General features: G+C 63.3%; 17 protein-coding genes and 1 other annotated feature. Of the genes, 7 read left to right on the forward strand and 10 right to left on the reverse strand.

Annotated features, from left to right (window positions below; all coding sequences use genetic code 11):
* Nucleotides 1–168: 168 nt before the first annotated feature.
* The 9 genes from ACWPWQ_RS06285 to hisG form a co-directional block, all read right to left on the reverse strand.
* A complete protein-coding gene (locus tag ACWPWQ_RS06285) occupies nt 169–4,137 on the reverse strand; it encodes a PAS domain S-box protein (protein WP_454009287.1) in 3,969 nt (1,322 codons plus the stop codon).
* Complete coding sequence (locus ACWPWQ_RS06290) at nt 4,134–6,290, reverse strand: PAS domain-containing protein (RefSeq protein WP_454009288.1); 2,157 nt, start codon at nt 6,288–6,290, stop codon at nt 4,134–4,136. Before ACWPWQ_RS06290 ends, ACWPWQ_RS06285 begins: the two co-directional genes overlap by 4 nt.
* Nucleotides 6,283–7,392: a response regulator gene (locus ACWPWQ_RS06295; RefSeq protein ID WP_454009289.1), complete on the reverse strand. Its 1,110-nt coding sequence runs from the start codon at nt 7,390–7,392 to the stop codon at nt 6,283–6,285. Before ACWPWQ_RS06295 ends, ACWPWQ_RS06290 begins: the two co-directional genes overlap by 8 nt.
* A gap of 154 nt (nt 7,393–7,546) precedes the next feature.
* Nucleotides 7,547–8,281 carry a 1-(5-phosphoribosyl)-5-[(5-phosphoribosylamino)methylideneamino]imidazole-4-carboxamide isomerase gene (hisA, locus tag ACWPWQ_RS06300; RefSeq protein ID WP_404838448.1) on the reverse strand — a complete coding sequence of 245 codons (735 nt, stop codon included), beginning with the start codon at nt 8,279–8,281 and terminating at the stop codon, nt 7,547–7,549.
* Nucleotides 8,282–8,286: 5 nt separating this feature from the next.
* Nucleotides 8,287–8,916, reverse strand: a complete 630-nt coding sequence (gene hisH / locus ACWPWQ_RS06305; RefSeq protein ID WP_404838449.1) for an imidazole glycerol phosphate synthase subunit HisH — start codon at nt 8,914–8,916, stop codon at nt 8,287–8,289.
* Nucleotides 8,916–10,067 (reverse strand): bifunctional histidinol-phosphatase/imidazoleglycerol-phosphate dehydratase HisB, encoded by a 1,152-nt coding sequence (gene hisB, locus ACWPWQ_RS06310; protein ID WP_454009290.1) that lies wholly within the window; start codon nt 10,065–10,067, stop codon nt 8,916–8,918. Before hisB ends, hisH begins: the two co-directional genes overlap by 1 nt.
* 12 nt (nt 10,068–10,079) lie before the next feature.
* Entirely contained in the window at nt 10,080–11,180 is a 1,101-nt protein-coding gene (gene hisC / locus ACWPWQ_RS06315; protein ID WP_454009291.1) for a histidinol-phosphate transaminase, read from the reverse strand.
* Nucleotides 11,177–12,487, reverse strand: a complete 1,311-nt coding sequence (gene hisD, locus ACWPWQ_RS06320; protein WP_454009292.1) for a histidinol dehydrogenase — start codon at nt 12,485–12,487, stop codon at nt 11,177–11,179. Before hisD ends, hisC begins: the two co-directional genes overlap by 4 nt.
* Nucleotides 12,488–12,499: 12 nt before the next feature.
* On the reverse strand, nt 12,500–13,396 hold the full coding sequence (gene hisG, locus ACWPWQ_RS06325) for an ATP phosphoribosyltransferase (protein WP_025326933.1): 897 nt from the start codon (nt 13,394–13,396) through the stop codon (nt 12,500–12,502).
* Between the two features lie 25 nt (nt 13,397–13,421).
* Nucleotides 13,422–13,550: a sequence feature (His leader region), on the reverse strand.
* Nucleotides 13,551–13,735: 185 nt separating this feature from the next.
* On the opposite strand from hisG, the gene ACWPWQ_RS06330 reads away from it, so the two are divergent.
* From ACWPWQ_RS06330 to rnd, 7 genes are all read left to right on the forward strand, one after another.
* On the forward strand, nt 13,736–13,981 hold the full coding sequence (locus ACWPWQ_RS06330; protein ID WP_025326934.1) for a hypothetical protein: 246 nt from the start codon (nt 13,736–13,738) through the stop codon (nt 13,979–13,981).
* A gap of 66 nt (nt 13,982–14,047) precedes the next feature.
* On the forward strand, nt 14,048–15,958 hold the full coding sequence (locus tag ACWPWQ_RS06335; RefSeq protein ID WP_454009293.1) for an ATP-dependent DNA helicase: 1,911 nt from the start codon (nt 14,048–14,050) through the stop codon (nt 15,956–15,958).
* Nucleotides 15,959–16,157: 199 nt separating this feature from the next.
* On the forward strand, nt 16,158–16,859 hold the full coding sequence (tsaB, locus tag ACWPWQ_RS06340; protein ID WP_162519130.1) for a tRNA (adenosine(37)-N6)-threonylcarbamoyltransferase complex dimerization subunit type 1 TsaB: 702 nt from the start codon (nt 16,158–16,160) through the stop codon (nt 16,857–16,859).
* A gap of 67 nt (nt 16,860–16,926) precedes the next feature.
* Nucleotides 16,927–17,445, forward strand: a complete 519-nt coding sequence (locus ACWPWQ_RS06345; protein ID WP_202045584.1) for a Slp family lipoprotein — start codon at nt 16,927–16,929, stop codon at nt 17,443–17,445.
* Between the two features lie 2 nt (nt 17,446–17,447).
* A complete protein-coding gene (locus tag ACWPWQ_RS06350; RefSeq protein ID WP_454009294.1) occupies nt 17,448–18,287 on the forward strand; it encodes an alpha/beta fold hydrolase in 840 nt (279 codons plus the stop codon).
* Between the two features lie 196 nt (nt 18,288–18,483).
* Nucleotides 18,484–20,160: a long-chain-fatty-acid--CoA ligase FadD gene (gene fadD, locus ACWPWQ_RS06355; protein ID WP_454009303.1), complete on the forward strand. Its 1,677-nt coding sequence runs from the start codon at nt 18,484–18,486 to the stop codon at nt 20,158–20,160.
* A 100-nt stretch (nt 20,161–20,260) separates the two neighbouring features.
* On the forward strand, nt 20,261–21,373 hold the full coding sequence (gene rnd, locus ACWPWQ_RS06360; RefSeq protein WP_268434622.1) for a ribonuclease D: 1,113 nt from the start codon (nt 20,261–20,263) through the stop codon (nt 21,371–21,373).
* Between the two features lie 83 nt (nt 21,374–21,456).
* Here rnd and ACWPWQ_RS06365 read toward each other — a convergent pair.
* Nucleotides 21,457–23,644, reverse strand: a 2,188-nt coding sequence (locus tag ACWPWQ_RS06365; protein WP_454009295.1) for a type I secretion C-terminal target domain-containing protein, incomplete at its 5' end; no start/stop codon positions are given.

Genomic DNA, 23,644 nt, shown 5'->3' on the forward strand with positions numbered 1-23,644 from the left:
CTCCATGTAAAGCACAGTTAAAAAATCATCGTTCTGCCGGTGACGCAGGATCAGGCGGCGGACGGAAAAGCGGTTGGCATGCTTTCACTGCTGGATCCTGAGCGGGAAACGGCGCGCTCATCGGGCGGCGCGGCCCCGGGGAAACCAACACTATATGCATGACTTTATTCAGTGATTCAACCCTTTGTCTCCCTTCGGCTGGCCCGGGGGCGGCGAAGCGCCATCGGGGAGAGGGGGCATGACCTCAGTGGGGGGCTCATCTGCTTGCGCGCATTGGTGCAAGGTGAGCAGGGCGCCGTCAAAGTCAAAGCTCTTCAACTGCCTGGCCAGGGTCTCGCTGCGGGGCCCGAGCATGAGCCGCAGGGGGGCGGCATACTGCTCGAACAGCGGGATCACGGCGGTGTCGCTTTGCAGCAGCAACGCCTCCATCTGCTGGCGCAGATCCCGTTGCCACTGGCTGCCAAGAGGGATGAGCTGCGGCGCCTGGGCGGGCACCTCTTCCTCCAGCCGGTCGTGCAAGGCCGCCAGCTCCCCGGCAATGACCGTCATCAGGGCGGTCGGCTCGGGGCCATCCCCCGTGAGCGTCTGCTCCAGCTGCAGGCATTGCCGCGCGAGTTCCACCATGCCAAGGGTGCTCGCGACCCCGCGCAGGGTGTGAACCAGCCGGGTGGCGGTCACCCTGTCACCCGTTTGCAGATGGTGGTGGAGCAGGACCATGTCCTGGCCATGCTCGTTGGCGAAGTGGCGCAGCAAGGCAAGGTATTTGTCCTGCTTGCCCTGCAGTGCTGCCAACCCCTGCTGCAGATCCAGCCCGGGGACGCCATGCAGGCGGGCGAGGGGGCCTGCCAGGGGGGCGCGGGACAGATCCTGCTCACCGGGCTCCACCATTCCCTTGCTCGGCAGCCAGCGCTGCAGCGCCTCAAACAGCTTGGCGGGGGTGACGGGCTTGGCGATGAAGTCGTTCATGCCGGCGGATTCACAGGCCTTCCTGTCCTCTTCGAAGGCGCTCGCCGTCAGGGCGAGGATGGGAAGCCGCGCCAGGCCGGGCAGGGCGCGGATGGCGCGGGTGGCGTCGTAGCCATCCATCACCGGCATCTGTATGTCCATCAGGATGAGATCGTAGGGATGCTGGCGGACAAGGGCCAGCGCCTCCTGACCATTGACGGCGGTCTCGATGACGAGGCCGCTGTTGCAAAGCAGCTCCAGCACCACCTCCCGGTTGATGGCGTTGTCCTCCACCAGCAGCACCCGGGCAGTGTGGGGGAAGACGGTCTGCGCCAGGCTCTGCTGCGGCGGGAGGGGGTGGGGCACCTCTCCCTGACCCGCCGAGAGGGCGGCGGTGAACCAGAAGCAGCTCCCCTGGCCGAGTGTGCTGTTGACGCCGGCCTCTCCCCCCATCAGGGTGGCGAGCCGGCTGGTGATCGCAAGCCCGAGGCCAGTGCCGCCGTATTTGCGGGTGGTGGAGACGTCGGCCTGCTCGAAGGCCTGGAACAGCTTCTCGCACTGTTCCGGGCTGATGCCGATGCCGGTGTCTTCCACCTCGAAGCGCAGCAGGTAGCCGTCGGCAAGCGGACGGGCCACCCGTACCCGCAGGGTGACCGCACCTTGCTCGGTAAACTTGATGGCATTGGCGGCGTAGTTGAGCAGTGCCTGGCGCAGGCGGGTGATGTCGCCATAGACCCAGGTGGGCGAGTCTCCCATGTCGACCATGAGGGTGAGGCCCTTGGCGCGGGCCTGCTCGCTCATCAGGGCGCTGACGTTGTCCAGCATGGCGGTGAGGGAGAAGTCGCTCTGCTCCAGCGCCATCTTGCCCGCATCTATCTTGGAGAGATCCAGGATGTCATTGATGATGGTGAGCAGGTGCTGGGCGGCATTGTCGATCTTCTCCAGCCGCTCGTGCTGGGTGCTGTCCGGGGTGTCGCGCTTGAGCAGATAGGTGAGCCCCAGGATGGCGTTCATGGGAGTGCGGATCTCGTGGCTCATGTTGGCCAGGAAGGCGCTCTTGGCGCGGTTGGCACTCTCGGCGCGCTGGTGGGCCTGGGCCAGTTGCAGGGTGCGCTCATCGACCATCTCTTCCAGGTGGTAACGGTACTGATCCAGCTCCTCGCCGAGCTGTTTCTTCTCGGTGATGTCGGCCTGTACCGCTACATAGTGGGTCACCAGCCCGTTCTCCTGGCGAATGGGGGAGATGGCCGCCAGCACCTGATAGTGTGAGCCGTCCTTGCGCCGGTTGACGAACTCGCCGTGCCAGCGCTGGCCACGCTTGATGGCGTCCCACAGGGCGACATAGGTGGCTCTGGGGGTGAGGCCGGAGCGCAGCAGGGAGGGGGTCTGGCCGATGACCTCCTCCTGCTGGTAGCCGCTGATGGTCAGGAAGGCCGCGTTGACATATTCGATGCGGGCCCGAGTGTCCGTGATGAAGACGCCGTCCGGGCTCTGCTCCAGTGCCAGGGAGAGCTGCCTCAGCTGTTGCTCGGCCTGCTTGCGCTCCGTGATGTCAAGATGGATGCCGAGCAGACGCAGGGGGCGCTGCCAGGCATCCCGATAGACGCTGCCCTTGCTCACCAGCCAGCATAGGTCGCCGTTTGGCAGCAGGATCCTGAACTCGATTTCGAAGGGCTTGTCGCTGACCGAGAGCTCGGCCAGCAAGGCGTCGATACGGGGCTTGTCGTCCGGGTGCAGGCAGGCCTGCCAGGCGTGAAAGGTGGTAAGTTGCCCGGCGTCGCGGCCATAGAGGCGGGCGCATTCCGGGGAGAAGAAGAGGTGATCATTGACCATGTCCCACTCCCAGATCCCGACGTGGGCGCCCTCCTGGGCCATCAGCAGCCGCTGCTCGCTCTCGCGCAGGGCGCTGCTGATGGATTCGGCCCGTACCCGGGCACTGATGGCATCGTCCATCAGGTTCAGTGCCGCCAGGCGGGCGCGGCGCTGGGTATCGAGCGCCGCCTGCTGATTGTGCAGCAACTGCTGCTCGGCCAGCTTGCGCTCCGTGATGTCCTGCACAGTGCCATAGAGCTCGACGACATGGCCGTTTCCGTCCCGCAAGGCAGCCCCACGGGCGATGACCCAGACCGGGTGTCCCTGCTCGTTGATGACGCCGGCATCACATTCATAGGGCAGCCCATCGCGCAGACAGTGCTCGACGGCCTGGGCTATGGTGTGCCAGCCCTCCTGGGTGAAGTACTTTTTCACCTCGGGATAGACGGCAGGGGGGAGGGCGGGATCACGGCCATAGATGCGGTAGATCTCCGGTGACCAGAAGTGGTTGCCGTCGCTGACACGCCAGCGCCAGTTGCCGATCTTGGCCAGCCGCTGGGATTCCCGCAGGATCCCCTCGTTGCGGCGCAGGGCCTCCTCCGTCTCCTTGTTCTGTTGATTGTCCTCGATGATGGAGATGAAGTAATCGGGCTCCCCCTCGCTATCCCTCACCAGGGCCACCGTCAGTGTCGTCCAGATGGCCTCGCCCCCCTTGTGCAGATAGCGCTTCTCCAGGGTGTAGTGGGGCAGCTCGCCCGCCAGCATCCGGTCGACGTAGTGCTGATCGATGAAGAGATCGTCCGGGTGGGTGATCTGCTGGAAGCTCATGCCCATGAGCTCACCGGCGCGATAGCCCAGCATGTCGCATAGCCGCCGATTGACCCGCAGCCAACCACCATCGGGGGCGACCAGGGCGATGCCGACCGCCGCCTGCTCGAAGGTGGCCTGGAAGCGGTTCTCGCTCTGTTGCAGGCGGGACTGGGTGTTCATCAGCTCCTGCCAGCGCTGGATCTCCCGGGCGCGGGAGCTGTGGATGGCGGCACTGAGGAGGCTGACGAGCACGCCGTTGGCCACCAAGAGCCCCCACTGCACCAGATCCTGGCCGGTCGCCACGGTCAGCTCATGGATCGGGGGCAGCAGGAAGTAGGTGGTGACCAGGGCGCTGATCAGGGTGCAGAGCAGGCCTGGCAGCAAGCCCCCCAGCAGGGCACAGAGGATGATGGGCAGCATGAAGAGCACCAGCAACGGCCGCTCGCCAAAGGCGATGGGCAGCTGGACCCGGATCTGCAGCATCAGGACGGGCAGCAGCAGGGCCAGCAGGCAGACGCCCCAGCGCTGGGTGGCTGGGCGGACGTGCCACAGTTGCGGTCGGTGCATCATGGGTGCTCCTCCGGCGGCATGGGGGCCTGGGGGTAGGGCGGCGGCAGCCCGAGCTGGTGTGAGAGCGCATTGATCTGGTGCTTGAGGGTCAGCATGGCGAGCTCCCTGTCCACCATCACCTTGTTGAAACGCTCCAGCTCCTCGTTTTGCTGGCGCAGCTCCATGGCCTGGCGGGTCAGGGCCTGCTCGACCTGCTCCCGCTCGGTGACATCGAGCAAGAGCCCGAGCACGGCGGGCTGGCCGCGATAGTCGACGCGCCGCCCGTACAGCTCCACCTCCAGGGGCTGGTTGTCGTGGTGCAGGGCGCTGAAGCGGGCATGGATGTCGCCACCCTCCTGCTCGCATTGCTGTACCAGCTCGGCTACCCGGTTGCTGTCCTTCGGGCTTGCCAGGGCGTGCAGGGGACCGACGCCGAGCAGGACGCCGGGGGAGTCGTAGCCAAACAGGTGGGCAAAACAGGGATTGATGTAGCAGAGCCTGCCCTGCTGGATGATGTAGATGCCGGCGAGGGATTGCTCCACCAGGGCGCGAAACAGTCCCTCCCGTTCTCGCAAATCAGCCTCGGTACGCTTGAAGTCCGTGATGTCGCGGGAGATGCCGAAGATGCCGATCACCTCACCCTCGTTGTCCTGCAGCGGACCCTTGGTGGCGAGGAACACCCGATCGCCACCTGGCAGGGTCAGGTACTCCTCCTCGGTTTGCACCCGGTTGTTCTCGATCACCCGGCGGCCTGCCTCCATCAGCATCCGGGCCTGATCGGGGGGGAAGATGGCCAGGTCATCCTGACCCAGCATCTCGGCGGCGGGTCTGCCCACGAACTGGCTGGCGGCGCGGTTGAACAGTATGTATTTGCCCTCCCTGTCCTTGGCGAAGATGGCATCTTCCGAGCTGTCGGCGATGGCGGAGAGCAGTTGTAACGCCTGCAGCCGCTGTGCCTGGGAGTGGCGCACCTGCTCTGCCATCAACAGCCGGGTGTGCTGGCGCAGCAAGATGATGCCGGCATTGGTGACGAAGAGCACTAGCAGGGCGATGAGGCCAATCCAGATGCTCTCCTTGAAGCTGGCCTGGTTGAGCTCGGCCTTGTCTATCTTGGTCAGCAGGTACCAATCCGTGTCCGCAACCGGATAGACGACGCCAAAGGCCGCGATGTCGCGATAATCCATGCCGGACAGCACCCTTGACCTTCGCTGTCCACCGTCCAGCCGCAGATACTGGGCCGCCAGCAGGGTGTCGTGATGAAGTGGACGGTGCAGGCGCAGGGCCGAGTCGGGGCGATAGCGCGGGTCGTTCAGATACTGCACCTGATCTGCGCGCTGGCGAAACAGCATGGCTTCCCCGCTGCTGTCGGGGATGGGCCAGGGTGTGAGGATCTGGTTTATCCAGTGACTGCCGCTTATCTGCAGCACCATGACGGGGGCCGCCCCGGCCGCCTTGGTCAGGGGGGCCAGGAAGTCGAGCCTGGGTTGACCTCGCTCATCCAGATAGGGGCCGACCCTGAGCACCTTGCCCGCCTCCACCCGGGTCAGGGCATCGCGCAGGGTGGCATTCATGATGCCGGCCCCCGGGGTCTGCCACAGGGCCTGGCCGGTGGGGTCGAAGAGGGCCGCGCCATCGAATCCCCGCCCCGAGATGAACTCGACCAGATGTGTCAGTTGCTGTGCCTGTTCATCGGAGGGTCTCTGAGGCTCGGCGGGAGAGAGCGCCCCGTCGCGCGAGTTGCCGACGATCTGGCGCAGATCCTGCTCCCGGTTGCCCAGCCACTCGGTGATGCGCCTGCTCTTGAGATCGGCGATGGTCTCGAGGCGTGCCACCTCCTTGTCCCGGGTCAGGCCGATATTCTGGGCGATGGCCATGGCGGTCAGGGCCAGAATGAGACCATTTAACAGCAGGATGGGCAGCCACTGACGCCCGGTGAGGCGGGGGCTGGCGGTGGTCTGATTGATGCGACGGCGCAGCATGGCATAGAGCATGAGCGCGGTAATGAGGATAAACAGCCACCCCTTGATGGTGCTGGCCAGGGCGAACTGGGCCGGGGTGTGGAAGAGCCACTCCACCGCCTTGTCCGAGAGCAGGATCCACAGGCTCGCCACCGCGGCATAGGTGAGCACCACGTTGAGCACCTGGGCCCGGGTCAGGGGAGGCTGCTCAGCCATGGATTGCCTCGGCGACATCCTGGTAACGTTTGGCGATGAGGACGAACTGCTCGAAATGGCTGTCGAAGGCTGCCACCACGTCCGGGTCAAAGTGTTGACCGCTGCCGGAGAGGATCAGGGCGCGGGCCTCGTCATAGGACATGGCCGGTTTGTAGACCCGGGCGCTGATGAGGGCGTCAAACACATCCGCCAGCGCCATCAACCTGGCCGAGAGGGGAATGGCATCGCCGCAGAGGCCGTCCGGGTAGCCGCTGCCGTCCCACTTCTCGTGGTGCCAGTGGGCTATCTCCTTGGCCAGGGTGAGGAAGGCTAATGGCTGCTCCATATCCCGCTCGGCCTCCTCGATGGCGTCGCTGCCGAGCTTGGCGTGGGTGCGCATGATCTGCCACTCCTCCGGGATCAGCTTGCCCGGTTTGAGCAGGATATGATCGGGAATGCCGACCTTGCCGATGTCGTGCAAGGGGGCGGAGCGGCTCAGCAGATCGATGTAACCCGGCGACAGGGTCCCGGCAAAGCGGGGGTGACCGGCAAGGGCGCTCGCCAGCAACCGCACGTAGCCCTGGGTGCGCAGGATGTGATTGCCGGTCTCGGGATCGCGGATCTCCGCCAGATGGGCCAGCGCCCGGATGGAGACCTGCTGGATCAGATCGTTTTCGGCCATCCGGCGAGCGACCTCGGCCTCCAGGGCCGCGTTCTGATCGTGCAGACCATCCCGGGCCTGTTTGGCCTCCAGCTGGGTGCGTACCCGTGCCTGGACGATGACGGGCTTGATGGGCTTGGTGATGTAGTCGGCGGCCCCGAGGGACAGGCCCTGCTCTTCGCTCTGGGGATCGGCGAGGGCGGTGAGCAGTACCACTGGGATGCGGTGGGTGTCGGGGTTGGTGCGAAGCTGCTTGAGTACCTCGTAGCCGTCCATGCCGGGCATCATCACATCCAGCAGAATGAGATCGGGTTTCGTCTTGCCACTGGCGATGCGCAGGCACTTCTCCCCGCTCTGGGCGGCGAGTACCCGGTAACTGGGTGAGAGCAGCTCGGTCAGCACCATCAGGTTCTCGGGAGAGTCATCGACGATGAGGATGGTGGCACAGTGAGATCTGAACATAAGCCTTCCGTGACATTATCTCGATGAGTCCGAGTATAGAGCCAATTGTTCCCAGATTATAAGGGCTTGCCGCTGCACCCTCAGAAGATAGAGGTGCCTGTTCCGGCGCTGATGGCCGGACAGGCACCTTGGGGAGCCGCGGGTGATCCCGTGGTCACTCACCCCAGCAGGCGATGGCCTGCTGTACGTCGAACTTGCCCTCCAGCAGGGCGCGGCCGAGGATGACTCCCTTGACGCCTGTGTCCTTGAGCGCCTCTATGTCCGCCAGGCCGCCGATGCCGCCGGAGGCCTGAAACGCCACGCTGGGGTAGCGGGCACAGAGATCCCGGTAGAGCTCGACGTTGCTGCCCGAGAGCGTCCCGTCCCGGCTGATGTCGGTGCAGAGCACGTGCTTGAGCCCGGCGGGGAGGAAGCGCTCGATCAGCGCCTCCAGGCTCACACCGCTGTTCTCCTGCCAGCCTGCCACCGCGATCTGGCGATTCCCCTCTGCATCTATATTGACATCCAGCGCCAGCACGATGCGCTCGGGGCCATATTTCTCCATCCAGCTAGCCACCAGATCCGGGGACTTGACGGCGGTGGAGCCGACCACCACCCGGTTGGCACCGGCGGCCAGCAGATCCGCCACATCCTGCTCGCTGCGCACGCCGCCGCCCACCTGCACCGGTGCCCTGGTGGCCGCCAGCAGGGTGGTGATGAGGGCGAGCTGGCGCGCTTTTGCATCCTTGGCGCCGTCCAGATCAACCAGGTGCAGTTGCTCTGCTCCCTGGGCGACATAGTCATCGAAGCGGGCCTGGGGGCTGCTGCTGTATGCGGTCTTCTGGCCGTAGTCCCCCTGATAGAGTCGGACTACCTGACCATTGATGAGGTCGATTGCGGGAATGATCATCCTTGTTACAGCTCCAGAAAGTTTTGCAGTAAACGGGCACCGGCCGCGCCGGATCGCTCCGGGTGGAATTGGGCGCCAAAGAAGTTGTCGCGCCCTACGATGGCGGTGAAGGGCTGGCCATAGTCGCAGGTTGCCAGCGTCGCGTCGGTCACCTCCAGGGCGTAGGAGTGGACGAAGTAGAAGTAGCTGCCGCTTTGGATCCCCTTGAGCAGGGGATGGGTCTCATCGTGCTCTATCTGGTTCCAGCCCATGTGGGGCAGGCGCAGATTGCCCACCTCCATCAGCCGGATCCTGCCAGGCACTATGCCGAGGCAGTCGATGAGCCCGCCTTCGCTGCCATCGGCGCTCATGTTCTCCTCGGAGGCCTGTGCCAGCATCTGCATGCCGAGGCAAAAACCCAACAGGGGCTGCCTGGCGGCGCGAATGAGCGGCACCAGGTTGCGCTCGTTGAGATTCTTCATGGCGGCCACGGCAGTACCCACCCCGGGCAGGATCAGCTTGTCTGCCCCCTCGATATCGGCCGCCTTGCTGGAAACCAGCGGCTGCACGCCGAGACGCTCGAACGCCATGCGCACCGAGGCGAGGTTCGCACAGCCGGTGTCGATGATGACCAGCTTCTGCTTGCTCACATCCATTACAGCACCCCCTTGCTGGAGGGGAGTTCGCTCCCTTCCACCCGGATGGCCTGGCGCAGGGCGCGGCCAAAGCCCTTGAACAGCGCCTCCACCTGGTGGTGGGTGTTGCCGCTGCCGACCTTCATCTGCAGGGTGATGGCCATGGCGTCCGAGAGGGAGCGGAAGAAGTGGGGCACCATCTCGGTGGCCATCTCGCCCACGCTGTCGCGGCCAAAGCCGCTCGGGCAGTCGAACACGAAGTAGGGGCGGCCGCTCAAATCCAGCGCCGTGGCCACGTCCAGCTCGGTCAGGGAGGGGGACTGGGCACTGTCGTTCGTGCCTTCAACTAGGCGAGGGCGACCGTCGATCACCGCCTGCACCTCGTCCATCGCCAGCACGAAGCCGAAGCGACCGATGCCGCGCTTGTTGCCAAGGGCCTGGCGCAGGGCCTGACCGAGAGCCAGCCCGACGTCTTCCACCGTGTGGTGATCGTCGATGTGCAGATCGCCGCTGACCTTCAGCTTGAGGCGAAAGCCCGCGTGGGTGGCTATCTGATCCAGCATGTGATCGAAGAAGCCGATACCGGTGGCAATCTGGTTGCCGCCGCTCTTGTCTAGGTCCACCGCCACCTGGATGCGGGTCTCCTTGGTGTAGCGCTCCACCTCGGCCACGCGCCCCTTGGAGAGCAGCTGATCACGGATGGCGAGCCAGTCGTGATCCTGCGGGTGGTAGCGAATGCCGCGAATGCCCATGTTTTCGGCGAGCTGCAGGTCGGTCTGGCGGTCGCCAATGACGAAGGAGTTGGCAAAGTCGATGCGACCGGACGCGAGGTACTCCTTCACCAGGCCGAGGTGGGGCTTGCGGCAGCTGCAGCCGTCGGTGGGGAAGTGGGGGCAGATCAGCACCTGCTCCCAGTTCACTCCTTGGGATTCAAAGAGATGCATCATCAGATCGTGAGGGGGCTGGAAGTTCTCCAGCGGCAGGCTGGCGGTACCCAGTCCATCCTGGTTGGTCACCATCACCAGCACGTAACCGGCGGCCTGCAGCTCCCGCAGCACCGGGATCACCATGGGCTCGAAGCGCAGCTTGGCGAGGCTGTCCACCTGCTTGTCGGTCACCGGCTCTTCTATCAAGGTACCGTCACGGTCGATAAACAAAAACGGGGTCTTCATCTGGCTACTTCCTTATACGCTGGCGGCAGACGGGTTGCTGGCTGAGGGGGTTCTGTTCGATAGATCGCGCAGCACGGCGAGAACTGCGTCCATTTCCCCCTGATAGCCGATGGTGATGCGGATGCTGTTGTCCAGGCCCGGCTTGCTGGAAAAATCACGCAATATGATGCCGGCGGCCTTCATGGCGGCAAAGACGGCGGCGCCATCGGTGAAGCGCACCAGCACGAAGTTGCCCTTGTCCTCGAACACCTCTCTCACGCAGGCAAGCCGGAGCAGCTCGGCCTTGATGAGGGCCTTCTGCTTGTTGAGCTCCACCACCCGCTCCTGCATCAGCGCCAGCCCCATGGGGGAGAGGGCCTGGGTCGCAATCTGGGCGATGGGCTCGGGGATGGGGTAGGGGGCTATCACCTTGGCCAGCATGGCGATGAGCTCCGGGTCCCCTAAGGTGAAGCCGCAGCGGATCCCCGCCAGGGCAAAGGCCTTGGAGAGGGTGCGAGTCACTACCAGATTGGGGTATTGGGCCAGCAGATCCACCACTGAGCCTTCCGGGCAGAACTCGATGTAGGCCTCGTCCACCACCACGATGGCGCGCTCCCGGGCTTTCTCCAGCAGGGCGACGAGCCCCTTGCGGCCCACCAGATCCCCGGTGGGGTTGTTGGGGGAGCAGAGGAACACCAGTTTCACGTCGGAGAGGCGATCCGCGATGGCGGGCCAGTCCGGCTGACGGCTGGCGGTGAGCGGCAGCTCGACGATGCCGACGCCGCAGGTCTCGGCGCTGATGGCGTACATGCCGTAGGTGGGGGGGCAGATGAGGATCTGATCCTCCCCCGCCTCGCAGAAGGTGCGGATCAGCAGCTCTATGGCCTCGTCGGCGCCGCGGCTCACCAGCACCTGATCCGGATTGACCCCGGCGTAGGCGGCGTAGCCGTTGACCACCTCGGCCGGCTGACACTCGGGGTAACGGTTGAGGCGGTTGCCCTCGATGGTGAATGGGTAGGCCAGCGGCGCTTCGTTGGCGTTGAGCCAGACATGACCCTGACCACCTATGCGACGGGCGGATTGATAGGGGGTGAGGGCCCGCACCACGCGGCGAGCCAGATTGGCGATGCTCATGACAAATCCTTCTGCTGCTGGCTTGAAAGTGCGTTCAATCTGAGGGTGACGGCGTTTTTATGGGCATCCAGCCCTTCCGCATCGGCGATGCGCTGGACTATGGGGCCAAGGCCCTGGATCCCCTCGATACTCAGCTCCTGCACAGTGTAGCGGCGCTGGTAATCCGCGAGCCCGAGGCTGGAGCAGGTGCGGGCATAGCCGTAGGTGGGCAAGGTGTGGTTGGTGCCGCTGGCGTAATCGCCGACCGACTCGGGCGTCCAGGATCCCAAGAAGATGGAGCCGGCGTTCTCGAGTTTATCCAGCAGATCGCGAGGCGCTTGGGTCTGCACTATCAGGTGCTCAGGCGCATAGGCGTTGGAAATGGCGCAGGCCTCGTCCAGATTGTCGCAGAGGATCACCAGGCTGCTGCCCAGCGCCTGGGCGGCGATATCCCGGCGGCTGAGCTGGGCAAGCTGGCCCTTGATCTCGCCGGCAATGGCATCGGCCAGGAGCGGCGAGGTGGTCACCAGCACCACCTGGCTGTCGGGGCCGTGTTCGGCCTGGGAGAGCAGATCCGCTGCCACGAAGGCGGGATTGGCGCTCTCGTCGGCAATCACCAGCACCTCGGAGGGGCCGGCCGGCATGTCGATGGCGGCGCCGCGCCAGTCCCGGGAGACCTGGCCCTTGGCTTCGGTCACGTAGGCGTTGCCCGGGCCGAAGATCTTGTCCACCTTGGGGATCGTCTGGGTGCCGTAGGCCATGGCGGCGATGGCCTGGGCGCCGCCGATGGCGAACACCTTCTCGACCCCGCAGGCGCGGGCGGCAAACAGTATCTCGTCGCTGGCCGGCGACGGGGTGCAGAGCACCACCTCGCGGCAACCGGCCAGGCCTGCCGGAATGGCCAGCATCATCACGGTGGAGGGGAGCGGCGCGCTGCCCCCCGGCACATAGAGGCCGACCCGGCTGATGGGCTGGGTGCGCAGCTCGCACACCACCCCGGGCTGGGTCTCGACCCGTACCACCGGTTGCGCCTGGGCGGCGTGAAAGGTGCGAATGTTGGCAATGGCTGCTTCGATGGCGCTTTTGATCTCGTCATCCAGCCGCGCGCAGGCAGCTTCAATCTCATCTTCGCTGACACGCAACTGCTCACGGGGGGCGCGCTCGAAGCGCAGGCCGAGCTCCCGCAGGGCCTCGTCGCCCCGGCTGCGCACCGCTGCGATGATCTCCTTGACCACGGCGCCGATATCGGCCTCGTCATTGAGGGCGGGCCGGGTCAGCACGTCGGCCTGTTGGGCGGGGGAGAGGGTCTTCCAGATCAGGGTCTGCATGATGTCCCTTCCTTATTCCATCATCTTTTCGATGGGCAGCACCAGAATGGAGCTGGCGCCGAGGGCCTTGAGCTGCTCCATGGTCTCCCAGAACAGGGTCTCGCTGGAGACGACGTGCAGGGCCACCTGATTAGTGTCACCGGCCAACTGCATGATGGTGGGGCGCTCGGCGCCCGGCAGCAGATCGGTGATGGCATCGAGCTTGTCCTTGGGGGCGTGCAGCATGATGTACTTGCTCTCGCGGGCCTGCTGCATCCCCTGGATGCGGGGCAGCAGTTTGTCGATGAGCTTCTGCTTGGCCTCACTCAAGGGGTTGGGAGCCTGTACCAGTACGGCCTTGGAGCGATAGATCACCTCCACCTCTTTGAGGCCGTTGGCCTCGAGGGTAGCGCCGGTGGAGACCAGATCGCAGATGGCGTCGGCCAGACCAGCGCGGGGCGCCACTTCCACCGAGCCGCCCAGCATCACGCTCTTGAAATTGAGCCCCTTCTCGTCGAAGAAGCGCTTGAGCAGCCCGGGGTAGGAGGTGGCGATGCGTTTGCCTGCCAGGCTTTCGGGCCCTGTGTAGTTGACATCTTCCGGCACCGCCAGGGAGAGACGGCAGCCACCGAAGTCGAGCTGCTTGAGGGTCTTGACCTGATAGGGCAGATCCTGGGAGGCGCGAATGAGCTGCACCTCTTCCAGCACGTTCTCGCCTATGATGCCAAGGTCGACCACCCCTTCCATCACCAGCCCGGGGATGTCGTCATCACGCACCCGCAGTATGTCGATGGGCATGTTTTCCACGTGGGCGATGAGGCGCTGTTCACGCAGGTTGATTTTGAGGCCGCAGCTCTTGAACAGGGCCTGGGAGTCCTGGCTCAGGCGACCGGATTTTTGCATGGCGATGCGCAGACGTTGTGTTTCCATTGCTCTTGTTTCCTTCTAGTCAAAAACGAAAAAACCCTCGGAAGTGTGTGCTTCCGAGGGTTCATGAATCTTGCGGTCCTTTTGGAAGTCACCAGTTAAGTGTCTTCCAGCAGTCAACCTCCTGAAAGACTAGTCGGGATGATGATGGTGGTGATGAGTCTTCAGCAGGGTGAACTTCATGTAATCAATCCTTTACAAATAAGATGTCGTAGTTGACGCCTGATTTAAACTACCTGCCTTGACAGAAAATGCAACCTGAAATTGTGATTTGCCCGATTAAAGTGGAGAAAACGGTTTTCTGGTCGATAACTAATCAAGATAGCCTGAGGAGTGATCACCATGCCCAGCCAGGACCTGTTATTCCCCATCTTGCCGCGCGCGCCGTCGACCCCGAGCCCCGACGACATCAAGCGGGAGGTGACCCAGATCAGCCAGAAGCATCAGTTGCGCAAGATTGGCACTGACAACGGCGGCGGCGCCCAGCAGTACCAGCAGGGGCATCACCCGGCCAGGCGTGATCAGCCAAAGGAGCAGGAAGATGATCACAAGCCGGATCCGGACCATCAGATCGATCTCTTCGTCTGAACGCATTATCAGTCCCGCTTTCGCCACGCTTTTGGCATAATGGCCGCTTTTGCGCGGGACCCTCCTTTGACCATCCAGACCCTGTTCAAGCCAGATGGCCCTTTGGCCAGCCACATCGAGGGCTTCAAGGCCCGTGCGCCGCAACTGGAGATGGCCGAAGCGGTGGCGCGCGCCATCAAGAGCGGCGGCCGCCTGCTGGTGGAGGCGGGCACCGGCACCGGCAAGACTTACGCCTATCTGGTACCGGCGCTGGAGTCCGGCAAGCGGGTGGTGATAAGCACTGGCTCCAAGAACCTGCAGGAGCAGCTCTTCTACCGGGATCTGCCCACCATCACCGGCGCGCTCTCCTACACTCCGCCGGTGGCCCTGCTCAAGGGGCGCAGCAATTACCTGTGCATCGAGCGGATGAACCGCCTCCTGAGCGAATCCCATCTGCAAAAGCCTGAAATCCTGAGCGATCTGGTAAAGGTCAAATCCTGGTCCACCGCCACCGACAACGGCGATGTGGGGGATATTCCGGGGCTGCAGGAGAACGCCGAGATCCTCGCCCACGTCACCAGCACCAACGACAACTGCCTCGGTCGCGACTGCCCCTATTACGACGACTGCCATCTGGTGGTGGCCCGGCGCCGGGCCATGGACGCCCAGGTGGTGGTGATCAATCATCACCTCTTCTTCGCCGATATGGCGGTGAAAGACACCGGATTTGGCGAGCTGGTGCCCGAAGCGCAAGTCTATGTGTTCGACGAGGCGCACCAGCTGCCGGAGATCGCCACCAACTATTTCGGCAAGTCGGTGGGCAGTCGCACCATCCTGGATCTGGCGCAGGACATCCAGCTCGCCTATCGCGCCGAGGCCCACGACATAGGGCAGCTTGGCAAGGCGGCGGACAGGCTCTCCATCGCGAGCCAGGATTTGCGCCTCGCCTTCGGGATAGACGGGGGGCGCGGCAATACCCGAGATCTCCTGCGCCAGCCACTCTGGGGCCAGGCCCTGGCGCGTCTCAACGACGCCATCGGGCTCTGCTACGAGGTGCTGAAACTGGCGCTCGGGCGCGGCGAGCAGCTGGATCACGCCTTCGAGCGAGTCTGCGAGCTGCGCACCCGCCTCGGTGAGGTATTGGCGGTCAACCAGACAGGTTTCTCCTACTGGTATGACTGCTCCCGGCTGCACTTCTCACTCAATCTCACCCCCTTGTCGGTGGCCGAGCGATTTGGCGCCGAGGTGCAAAAGCCCGAGGTGGCCTGGATCTTTACCTCGGCCACCCTGACGGTGGACAACCGTTTCGATCACTTCAAGGCGGAGCTGGGGCTGGCGGGCAGCGCCGAGCTTATCCTCGACAGTCCCTTCGACTACGCCGAGCAGGCACGACTCTGTGTGCCGCGCTTCCTGCCGGAGCCCAACGCCTTCGGGCGCGGCGAGCAGCTGGCCACTCTGATGATCCCCCTCATCAACAAGACGCCGGGGGGCTGCTTCTTCCTCTGCACCAGCCATCAGGTGATGCGCCAGGTGGCCGAGGTGCTGCGCCGGGAGATCGGCCGCACCGTACTGTTGCAGGGGGAGGACAACAAGCAGCGGCTGCTCAAGACCTTCGTGGAGAACGGGCGCGCCGTGCTGGTGGCCACCAGCAGTTTCTGGGAGGGGATAGACGTGCGAGGGGCGGCATTGTCCTGTGTTATCATCGACAAGCTGCCGTTTGCGAGCCCGGACGACCCGTTGCTCAAGGCGCGGGTGGATGACTGCAAGCTCAAGGGGGGCGATCCCTTCGCCGAGTTGCAGCTGCCCAAGGCGGTGATTGCCTTGAAACAGGGGGTGGGGCGGCTCATTCGTGATCGCAGTGATCACGGCGTGCTGGTCATCTGTGATCCGCGCATGGTCAACAAGCCCTATGGCGCCACCTTCATCAAGAGTCTGCCCGCCATCCCTCGCACCCGGGAGCTAGAGTCCCTGGGGCGTTTCTTTGACCGGGGCGACTGAGTCTGCCGGTTATTTCCCAGAGCGGCTGGCGAGCCTGGGACGCTGTGTCGAGCGGGATCGCGTACCCGGCGCGCCTTGCATTCGACCTCAAATGTTGGCGGGTGGCTAGCGATTGACGGATTTGCCATGTTAAGAAAACGGGTGAGCACTGCTCGTTTGCATGTTATGTAATTGACTGATTCTATAGAGATTGTAACCCATGACCGAGTTGAAGATCCTGGCCGTTGATACCGCCACCGAAGCCTGCTCCGCCGCCCTGCTGGTGGGCGACAAGCTGTTCTCCCGTTGGGAAGAGGCGCCGCGGGATCACACCCAAAAAATCCTGCCCATGGTTCAGGCTGTGTTAGACGAGGCCGGGCTATCGTTGGCTGAGCTCGACGCCATCGCCTTCGGGCGCGGACCGGGCTCCTTTACCGGCGTGCGCATCGGGATCAGCGTGGCCCAGGGGCTTGCCTTTGGCGCTGGCGTGCCGCTCATCGGCATCTCGACCCTGGCTGCCATGGCCCAGGGGGCTTATCGTCTGGAGGGGGCAACGCGGGTGCTGACCGCCATCGATGCGCGGATGAACGAGGTCTATTTTGGCCACTACGAGCTGCTTGACGGCCGCATGCAGCTGGTGGGGGAGGAAGTGGTGAGCGATCCCGCCGCGCTGATTGACGCGCGCGGCAAGCTGGCGGGCAGCCTGAGCTGCGTCGGGACCGGCTTTGAAACCTATGGCGAGACGCTCAACGCGCTGGCCGACGAGCTGGCGGTGAGCCAGGTGCGTTTCCCGGCGGCGGTCGACATGCTGCCCCTGGCACGCAGTGCCTGGCTGGCGGGGGAGGCGGTGGCTGTGGAGCAGGCTACTCCCGTCTATCTGCGCGACAAGGTGACCTGGAAAAAACTGCCGGGTCGCGAGTGACATCCAACGGCGAGCCGCGACTCGACGCCAGAGTGTGAAGGCGGGCGGCGCGGACAAGGAGAAGCAAATGATGAAACGCGTGATCATGCTGGGCCTGACGGGGCTGCTGCTCGGCGGCTGCAGCACTGTGCCCAAGGAGCTGGCCTATGAGCCGGAAAGCCAGCTGGTGGCCTATCAACCTGCCCTGCAGGGGATGGAGGGCAAGCCTGCGCGCTGGAGCGGCGTCATCTCGGCGGTGCACAACGAGCAGGATCAGAGCGTCATCGAGGTGGTCTACCTGCCGCTCAAAGCCAACGGCGTGCCGACCCAGACGGAGCAGAGCCCGGGGCGTTTTCTGGCCGTCATGAAGGGGTTTGTTGATCCGACGCTCTATGCCAAGGGGCGCAGCCTGACGGTGCTCGGCACCCTGGACAAGCCGGTGGACAGCCAGATAGGCAATCACAAGTATCGCTTCTCCGTGCTCAAGGTCACCGCCAGCAAGCTGTGGCCGCCGGTGAAGGAGGTGGAGATCCGCTACATGGACCCCTACTTCTACGACCCCTTCTATGATCCCTTCTGGCCAAGGCGCCACTACTCCCGCTGGTGATCATGGAAGAGCGCTTCCTCACCCTGGCCGATGGACGGCGCATCGCCCTGCTGGATAACGGCCGGCAGGGCAAGCCCCTGGTCATTGCCCTTCACGGCTGGCTCGACAACGGCGCCAGCTTCCTGCCCCTTGCCTCTCATCTCGCTGAGTGCCACCTCGTCTGCGTCGATCTGCCGGGTCACGGCCATTCGGATCACAAGGCGACCCCCTATGTCTTCGTCGACTGGCTCGACGATCTATACCAGATTACCCAGGCTGCGGGCTGGCAGCGCTTCATCCTGCTCGGCCATTCGCTGGGGGCCCTGATCGCCAGCGCCTATGCCGGGGTCTTCCCCGAGCAGATAGTGCGGCTCATCCTGCTGGAGGGGCTGGGGCCGCTCAGCCAACCCGATGAGGAGGTGCCTGGCCAGTTGCGGCGGGCCATCCTCAATCGCAGCCGCACTCGCGAGCGAGCGTCCAGTGGCTTTGTCTCCCTCGACGAGGCGGTGGCGGCCCGCTGCAAGGTGGCTGACATCTCCCCGGCGGCGGCGCGCCTTATCTGCGAGCGCCAGCTGGAGGCGCGGGAAGGGCGCTGGCATTGGCGCAGCGATCCCCGTCTGCGGGATCTCTCGCCCATGCGCATGAGCGAGGGCCAGGCCCAGGCGCTGATCCGGGCCATCGCCTGCCCTGTGCTCTTCATCCGGGGCGAGCAGGGGTTCCAGAGTCTGCTGGCGCAGTGGCAGCTGCGGGGGCCGGCCTTTGGCCAGATTGAAATGGTACAGGTGGCGGGGAATCATCACTTCCATATGGAAAATTCGGCAAAAACCGCCGTTTATATCGAAAACTTCTGTCAGATCCGGTAGGATCGCCGGCTTTGGATCATGTCAGGTTTGCTTTCTCCCTCACACTTCTCATTGTTAATTCGCTGTTAATCGATGTTGCCTTATGTAACTATGTGCGGCATTAGAGCTGTAGCTTAAAACAACTGATTGAAATGGATGTGACAGGGACGGAGGCAACACAGTGAGCGCACAGGTGCTAGTTATGCAGGAGAAGTTCGTGGAAAGAGTCTGGCTGAAGCGTTATCCAGAAGGGGTGCCCGCCGAGATCAATCCAGACCAATACGGCTCCCTGGTCGAGATGTTTGAAGAGTCGGTGGTCCAGTTTGCCGACCAGCCAGCCTTCGTCAACATGGGGCAGACCATTACCTATCGCCGGCTGGAAGAGCAGTCCCGTGCCTTTGCCGCCTACCTGCAAAACGAGCTCAAGCTCGGCAAGGGCGACAGGGTGGCGGTGATGATGCCGAACCTGCTGCAATACCCCATCGCCGTGTTCGGCATACTGCGGGCCGGCATGACGGTGGTCAACGTCAACCCCCTCTATACCCCGCGCGAGCTGGAGCATCAGCTGAAAGACTCCGGCGCCAAGGCCATCGTCATCGTCTCCAACTTCGCCCATACCCTGGAGAAGGTGGTCTACGACACCCCGGTCAAGCACGTGATCCTGACCCGCATGGGGGACAACCTCGGCCTGGCCAAGGGCACCCTGGTCAACTTCGTGGTCAAGTACGTCAAGAAGCTGGTGCCCAAATACAACCTCCCGCACGCCAGCACCATGCGCCAGGCCCTGGCCAAGGGGCGCTACCTGCAGTACATCAAGCCGGAGATCAGCAACCAGGACATCGCCTTCCTGCAATACACCGGCGGCACCACGGGTCTCTCCAAGGGGGCCATGCTGACTCACCGCAACATGATTGCGAACGTGGAGCAGTGCCTCGGTGTCTATGGCCCCGTGCTGGAGCGGGGCAAGGAGTTCGTGGTCACGGCGCTGCCGCTCTATCACGTCTTCGCCCTGACGGTGAACTGCCTGCTGTTCATGCGCCTGGGTGGCTACAACCTGCTCATCAGCAACCCCCGCGACATCCCGGGCTTTGTCAAAGAGATCAAGAAGTACCCCTTCACCTGCATCACAGGGGTCAACACCCTGTTCAACGCCCTGGTCAACAATGGCGAGTTCCAGTGCATGGACTTTTCCAAGCTCAAGCTCACCATAGGCGGCGGCATGGCGGTGCAGCGAGCGGTGGCCGAGCAGTGGAAGACGCTGACCCGGACCCCGCTGCTGGAAGGCTATGGCCTGACCGAATGTTCACCCCTGGTGAGCGTCTGCCCCTACGATCTGGTGGATTACAACGGCTCCATCGGTCTGCCGGTCTGCTCCACCGAGATCCGGCTGGTGGATGACAAGGGGTTGGTTATCACCGAGCTGGGTGCCCCCGGCGAGATGCAGGTGCGTGGCCCCCAGGTGATGACGGGCTACTGGCAGCGTCCCGAGGCGACCGCCGAGGTGATGCAGGATGGCTGGCTTTGTACCGGTGACATCGCCGTGTGTGACCAGCAGGGCTTCTTCAAGATCGTCGATCGCAAGAAGGACATGATCCTGGTCTCCGGCTTCAACGTCTACCCGAACGAGATTGAAGACGTGGTGGCGCTCCATCCCAAGGTGCTGGAAGTGGCTGCCGTCGGCGTGCCTAACCCGGTTTCCGGCGAGCTGGTGAAAATCTTCGTGGTCAAGAAAGATGCAAAGCTGACAGAGGACGAGATAATTGCCCACTGCCGCAAACATCTGACTGCCTATAAGGTGCCGAAACTGGTAGAATTTCGCGACGAACTTCCCAAGACCAATGTGGGCAAGATCCTGCGGCGCGTGCTGCGCGACGAGGAGATTGCCAAGCAGTAACCGGCATGCACTGCTCTGCAGTCAAGCGCTGTCGTTATGCAAAACCGTGGGTCATGCCACGGTTTTTTCTTTCTGGGTCCCGACCAACGTGCAGGCAAAGATGCAATATCAACTCATTTCACAGCAAGCCGAACTGGAGCAGTATCTCGCTTCCCTGGCCGACGTTCCCCTGGCCATAGATACCGAATTCGTTCGCACCCGTACCTACTATCCCCAGCTCGGTCTGTTCCAGATCTATGACGGCGAACGCCTCGCTCTGCTGGATCCGCTGACCCTGGATCTCTCCGGCCTGTGGCAGCGGCTCGGCCGGGCAGGGCAGATCGCCATACTGCACGCCTCCGGTGAAGATCTGGAGCTCATCCAGCATCAGGCGGGCCACCTGCCCAACCAGATGCACGACACCCAGCTCGCGACGGCCTTCCTGGGGTACGGCGTCTCGGTGGGCTTCGGCGCCCTGGTGAAAGAGTTTCTCGGGGTGGAACTGGAAAAGGATCAGGCCCGCACCGACTGGCTGGCCCGCCCCCTGACCGCGCGCCAGCTCGAGTACGCGGCGGCGGATGTCTTCTACCTGATGCCCCTCTACGAGAAGGTGATGGCCAGGCTGCATGAAAGCGGCAAGTTTGCCTGGTTCGAGCAGGAGTGCCAGAACCACTCCGCCCGCAAGACCCAGGGCAGCGATCCCCGTCAGGCCTACCTCGAGATCATCAACGCCTGGCAACTGGGTCGGCGTGAGCTGGCCATCCTGCGCGAGCTCGCCGCCTGGCGTCAGCAAGAGGCGGTGCGCCGGGATCTGGCCCTGAACTTCGTGGTCAAGGAGCTGCACCTGTTCAAGGTGGCGGAGCGCCGACCCACTTCATTGCGGGATCTCAACGAGCTGGGGCTGGCCCCCATCGAGATCAAGATCCACGGCAAGCGGATGCTGGACATCGTCGCCTCGGCCCAGCAGAGCGATCCTGACAGCTGGCCAGAGCCCATTCGCCGGCTGGTGGACTTCCCCCAGTACAAGGCCGAGCTCAAGCGCATCAAGGCCATGGTGGAAGAGAAGGCCAAGGCCAGCAATATCCCGCCGGAGCTGGTTGCCAGCAAGAAGATCATTCACCAGTACTTCACCTGGAGCTGGCGGATGAGCGCCGAGGAGCGGGCACGCGCCGACAAGCCCATGCTGCTGCAAGGCTGGCGTCATGAGCTGGTGGGCCATCTGCTGGCCCAGTAGCGGGCCTCTGATGCCCCTATGACGAAAGCCCTGGCTGCGTGTGCGGCCAGGGCTTTTGCTTATTCGGATGGCGTGAACCGGTTTTATCCGTGGGTCAGCAGGTTGCCTTGCTGCTGCAACTCGTCGAGATGCAGGCCTGTGGAGCCCTGCAGCAGAACCAGATCCTGGAAGCCTGCATCCCCCGTTGCGCCATCCCTGTCCACGCTGAGGATGGTGCTGCCATTCTCCTCCCGCACCGCCAGATAGTCGGACAGGTCGCCGCCCGTCGTATCCTGGAACAGATCTCGCAGATCCAACACGTCTCCCCCCTGTATCAGGTTGGCACTATTGAAGTCGGTTATGGTATCGAGCCCCCCTTCGCGGCCGAAGATGAAGGTATCGCTTCCTTCCCCGCCAACTAAAACATCATTGCCAACCCGCCCGTTCAGGGTGTCGTTGCCATCGCTGCCCACCAGGCCGTCATCGCTATCTGTCCCCGTCAGTATTTGATCTGCCAGTATCGCGTGGTAGCGGATCGTGGTGCTGGCATCTTCCCCTTGTATCATCTGGAAACCGGCTGTCGTATAGGTGCCCTGCAGCTGGATTTCGCTGCGGTGGGTACCATCGTCGATGGTCAGCACACCGCCACTCGCGGTGGCGTTGCTGATATAGGCGATCATTGCGCTGCCAACGTCGACCAGTTCGAACTTATCTCCTGCGTTGAAACCAGAGACGGTGCCGGTGAAGTCGGCGGCATGTGCCAGCCTTAGGATCCCATCCCCCTCGAGGGCAAAAGCGGTGTCCATGTTCGACGCAGCAGCGTAAGCCAGCGTAGCCATGCCGCTGATCAAGGCGCTGCCGGTACCGCTGACAGCCGCGTTCAAGATCACATTGCCGCCATTGGCCCACAGCAGACCGCTGTTGTCGAGCCCGCTGTCGATGATCAGACCACCGGTCCCGGTCGCTGCCAGCATGCCGGAGTTGATGATGACCTCATCGCCCGTGTCGATCACCAGGGCATGACTGCCATCGGCGAGGATGCTGCCTGCATTGTTCAATATCAGTTGCCCGGCACCGAGTTGGCCTGCACCACGGATGCTGTTGTCGATGTTGAACAGCACGGTATCGGCGCTGCCACCGAACAGTGCATTGTGGTCGCTGTCGGAGAGCACCAGTTGCCCGCCGCCACTCAGGCTGGCACCGCGGAACAGGATCTCCAGGCTGGCGCCGCTGTCGAGGCCACCAAGGGCAATCATCCCTTCGTTGATGAGGCTGCCACCAAACGGCATGATGGCCCCGTCACTTATGGTGACGATACCGCCGTTGCGGGTCACCGGATCGATGTTGAACTCGAAGTTCGCCTCGCCGAGCATAGACCCATCGATCCCTTTGATTGTGATGCTCTGGCCCTCGCCAATGCTGATCACCGCATTGCCATCGACGTCATTGCCTATTTGCACGTTTGCCATGCTGGTGACGCCGGCAAAGCCGATCAGATCCAGCCTGTCGTTGGTCACGTCGAAGTTGTAGACGACGTTGTTGCCGATGGGTTGGGCGAACACGAACTGATCCGCACCGGATGAGCCGGTCAGGTTGTCGTCTTGCGACAGGGCGAAGATGGGGGAGCCTGGGGCATAGGCTTCGACATTATCGGCGATATAGGCGCTGCCCATGCTGCCGTCGACGTTGGTCCAGCTCATGTTGACAGCCAGGACTAGGGCCCCGACAAAGTCAGCCGGGGTGGTGACGGTGAGGCTGCTTGGATCCTCGGTCATTAGGCTCCAGGTGCCGTCGCCATTGTTGTTGCCGCCGTTTATGGTCCAACCCGAGGGAACGCCGGATATCTTCATCGAGATCAGGCCAATAAGCCCCTCGGGGGCTTCCAGGGCCAGGTGGATCGGTTCGCCGGCAATACCAGCGGGTGCTAGAGATGCAATCTGTGGTGTGCCGAAGGAAGTTGATGTGGCGACATTGCCATTGCTGTCGATCACATTGTTACCCGCATTCAGGTTCAGCCCTAGGGTGTTACCTCGGTCGCCATTGGCTGGCTGTCGACCATCGTAGGCAACTGTCACCGTCCAGGTCGAGCCGGAGCCTGAGACGCTCGTGATACTGGGGAAGGGCGAAACGCTGGTAGCACTGCCGAACAGGGTGAAGTCTTCGGCGCTGACCCCGTTGACCTGTTCGGAGAAGGTGACGGTGAAGGTCGCGGTGCCGGAGTTGCCGCTACGCGAACTGATGCCCGTGATGGAGAGTACGGTCGGTGCGACCTCGTCGAGATTGTTGACCGCG

It is taken from the genome of Aeromonas sp. Marseille-Q7275 (assembly GCF_965119515.1).

What these genes read in the sequence shown, in the direction of transcription:
- tsaB (WP_162519130.1), top strand. Translation starts at nt 16,158, where the DNA reads ATGACCGAGTTGAAGATCCTGGCCGTTGATACCGCCACCGAAGCCTGC.
- ACWPWQ_RS06290 (WP_454009288.1), bottom strand. Translation starts at nt 6,290, where the DNA reads ATGGCTGAGCAGCCTCCCCTGACCCGGGCCCAGGTGCTCAACGTGGTG.
- hisG (WP_025326933.1), bottom strand. Translation starts at nt 13,396, where the DNA reads ATGGAAACACAACGTCTGCGCATCGCCATGCAAAAATCCGGTCGCCTG.
- ACWPWQ_RS06285 (WP_454009287.1), bottom strand. Translation starts at nt 4,137, where the DNA reads ATGATGCACCGACCGCAACTGTGGCACGTCCGCCCAGCCACCCAGCGC.
- ACWPWQ_RS06350 (WP_454009294.1), top strand. Translation starts at nt 17,448, where the DNA reads ATGGAAGAGCGCTTCCTCACCCTGGCCGATGGACGGCGCATCGCCCTG.
- hisA (WP_404838448.1), bottom strand. Translation starts at nt 8,281, where the DNA reads ATGATCATTCCCGCAATCGACCTCATCAATGGTCAGGTAGTCCGACTC.
- hisC (WP_454009291.1), bottom strand. Translation starts at nt 11,180, where the DNA reads ATGAGCATCGCCAATCTGGCTCGCCGCGTGGTGCGGGCCCTCACCCCC.
- hisD (WP_454009292.1), bottom strand. Translation starts at nt 12,487, where the DNA reads ATGCAGACCCTGATCTGGAAGACCCTCTCCCCCGCCCAACAGGCCGAC.
- hisH (WP_404838449.1), bottom strand. Translation starts at nt 8,916, where the DNA reads ATGGATGTGAGCAAGCAGAAGCTGGTCATCATCGACACCGGCTGTGCG.
- ACWPWQ_RS06345 (WP_202045584.1), top strand. Translation starts at nt 16,927, where the DNA reads ATGATGAAACGCGTGATCATGCTGGGCCTGACGGGGCTGCTGCTCGGC.
- rnd (WP_268434622.1), top strand. Translation starts at nt 20,261, where the DNA reads ATGCAATATCAACTCATTTCACAGCAAGCCGAACTGGAGCAGTATCTC.
- ACWPWQ_RS06295 (WP_454009289.1), bottom strand. Translation starts at nt 7,392, where the DNA reads ATGTTCAGATCTCACTGTGCCACCATCCTCATCGTCGATGACTCTCCC.
- ACWPWQ_RS06330 (WP_025326934.1), top strand. Translation starts at nt 13,736, where the DNA reads ATGCCCAGCCAGGACCTGTTATTCCCCATCTTGCCGCGCGCGCCGTCG.
- hisB (WP_454009290.1), bottom strand. Translation starts at nt 10,067, where the DNA reads ATGAAGACCCCGTTTTTGTTTATCGACCGTGACGGTACCTTGATAGAA.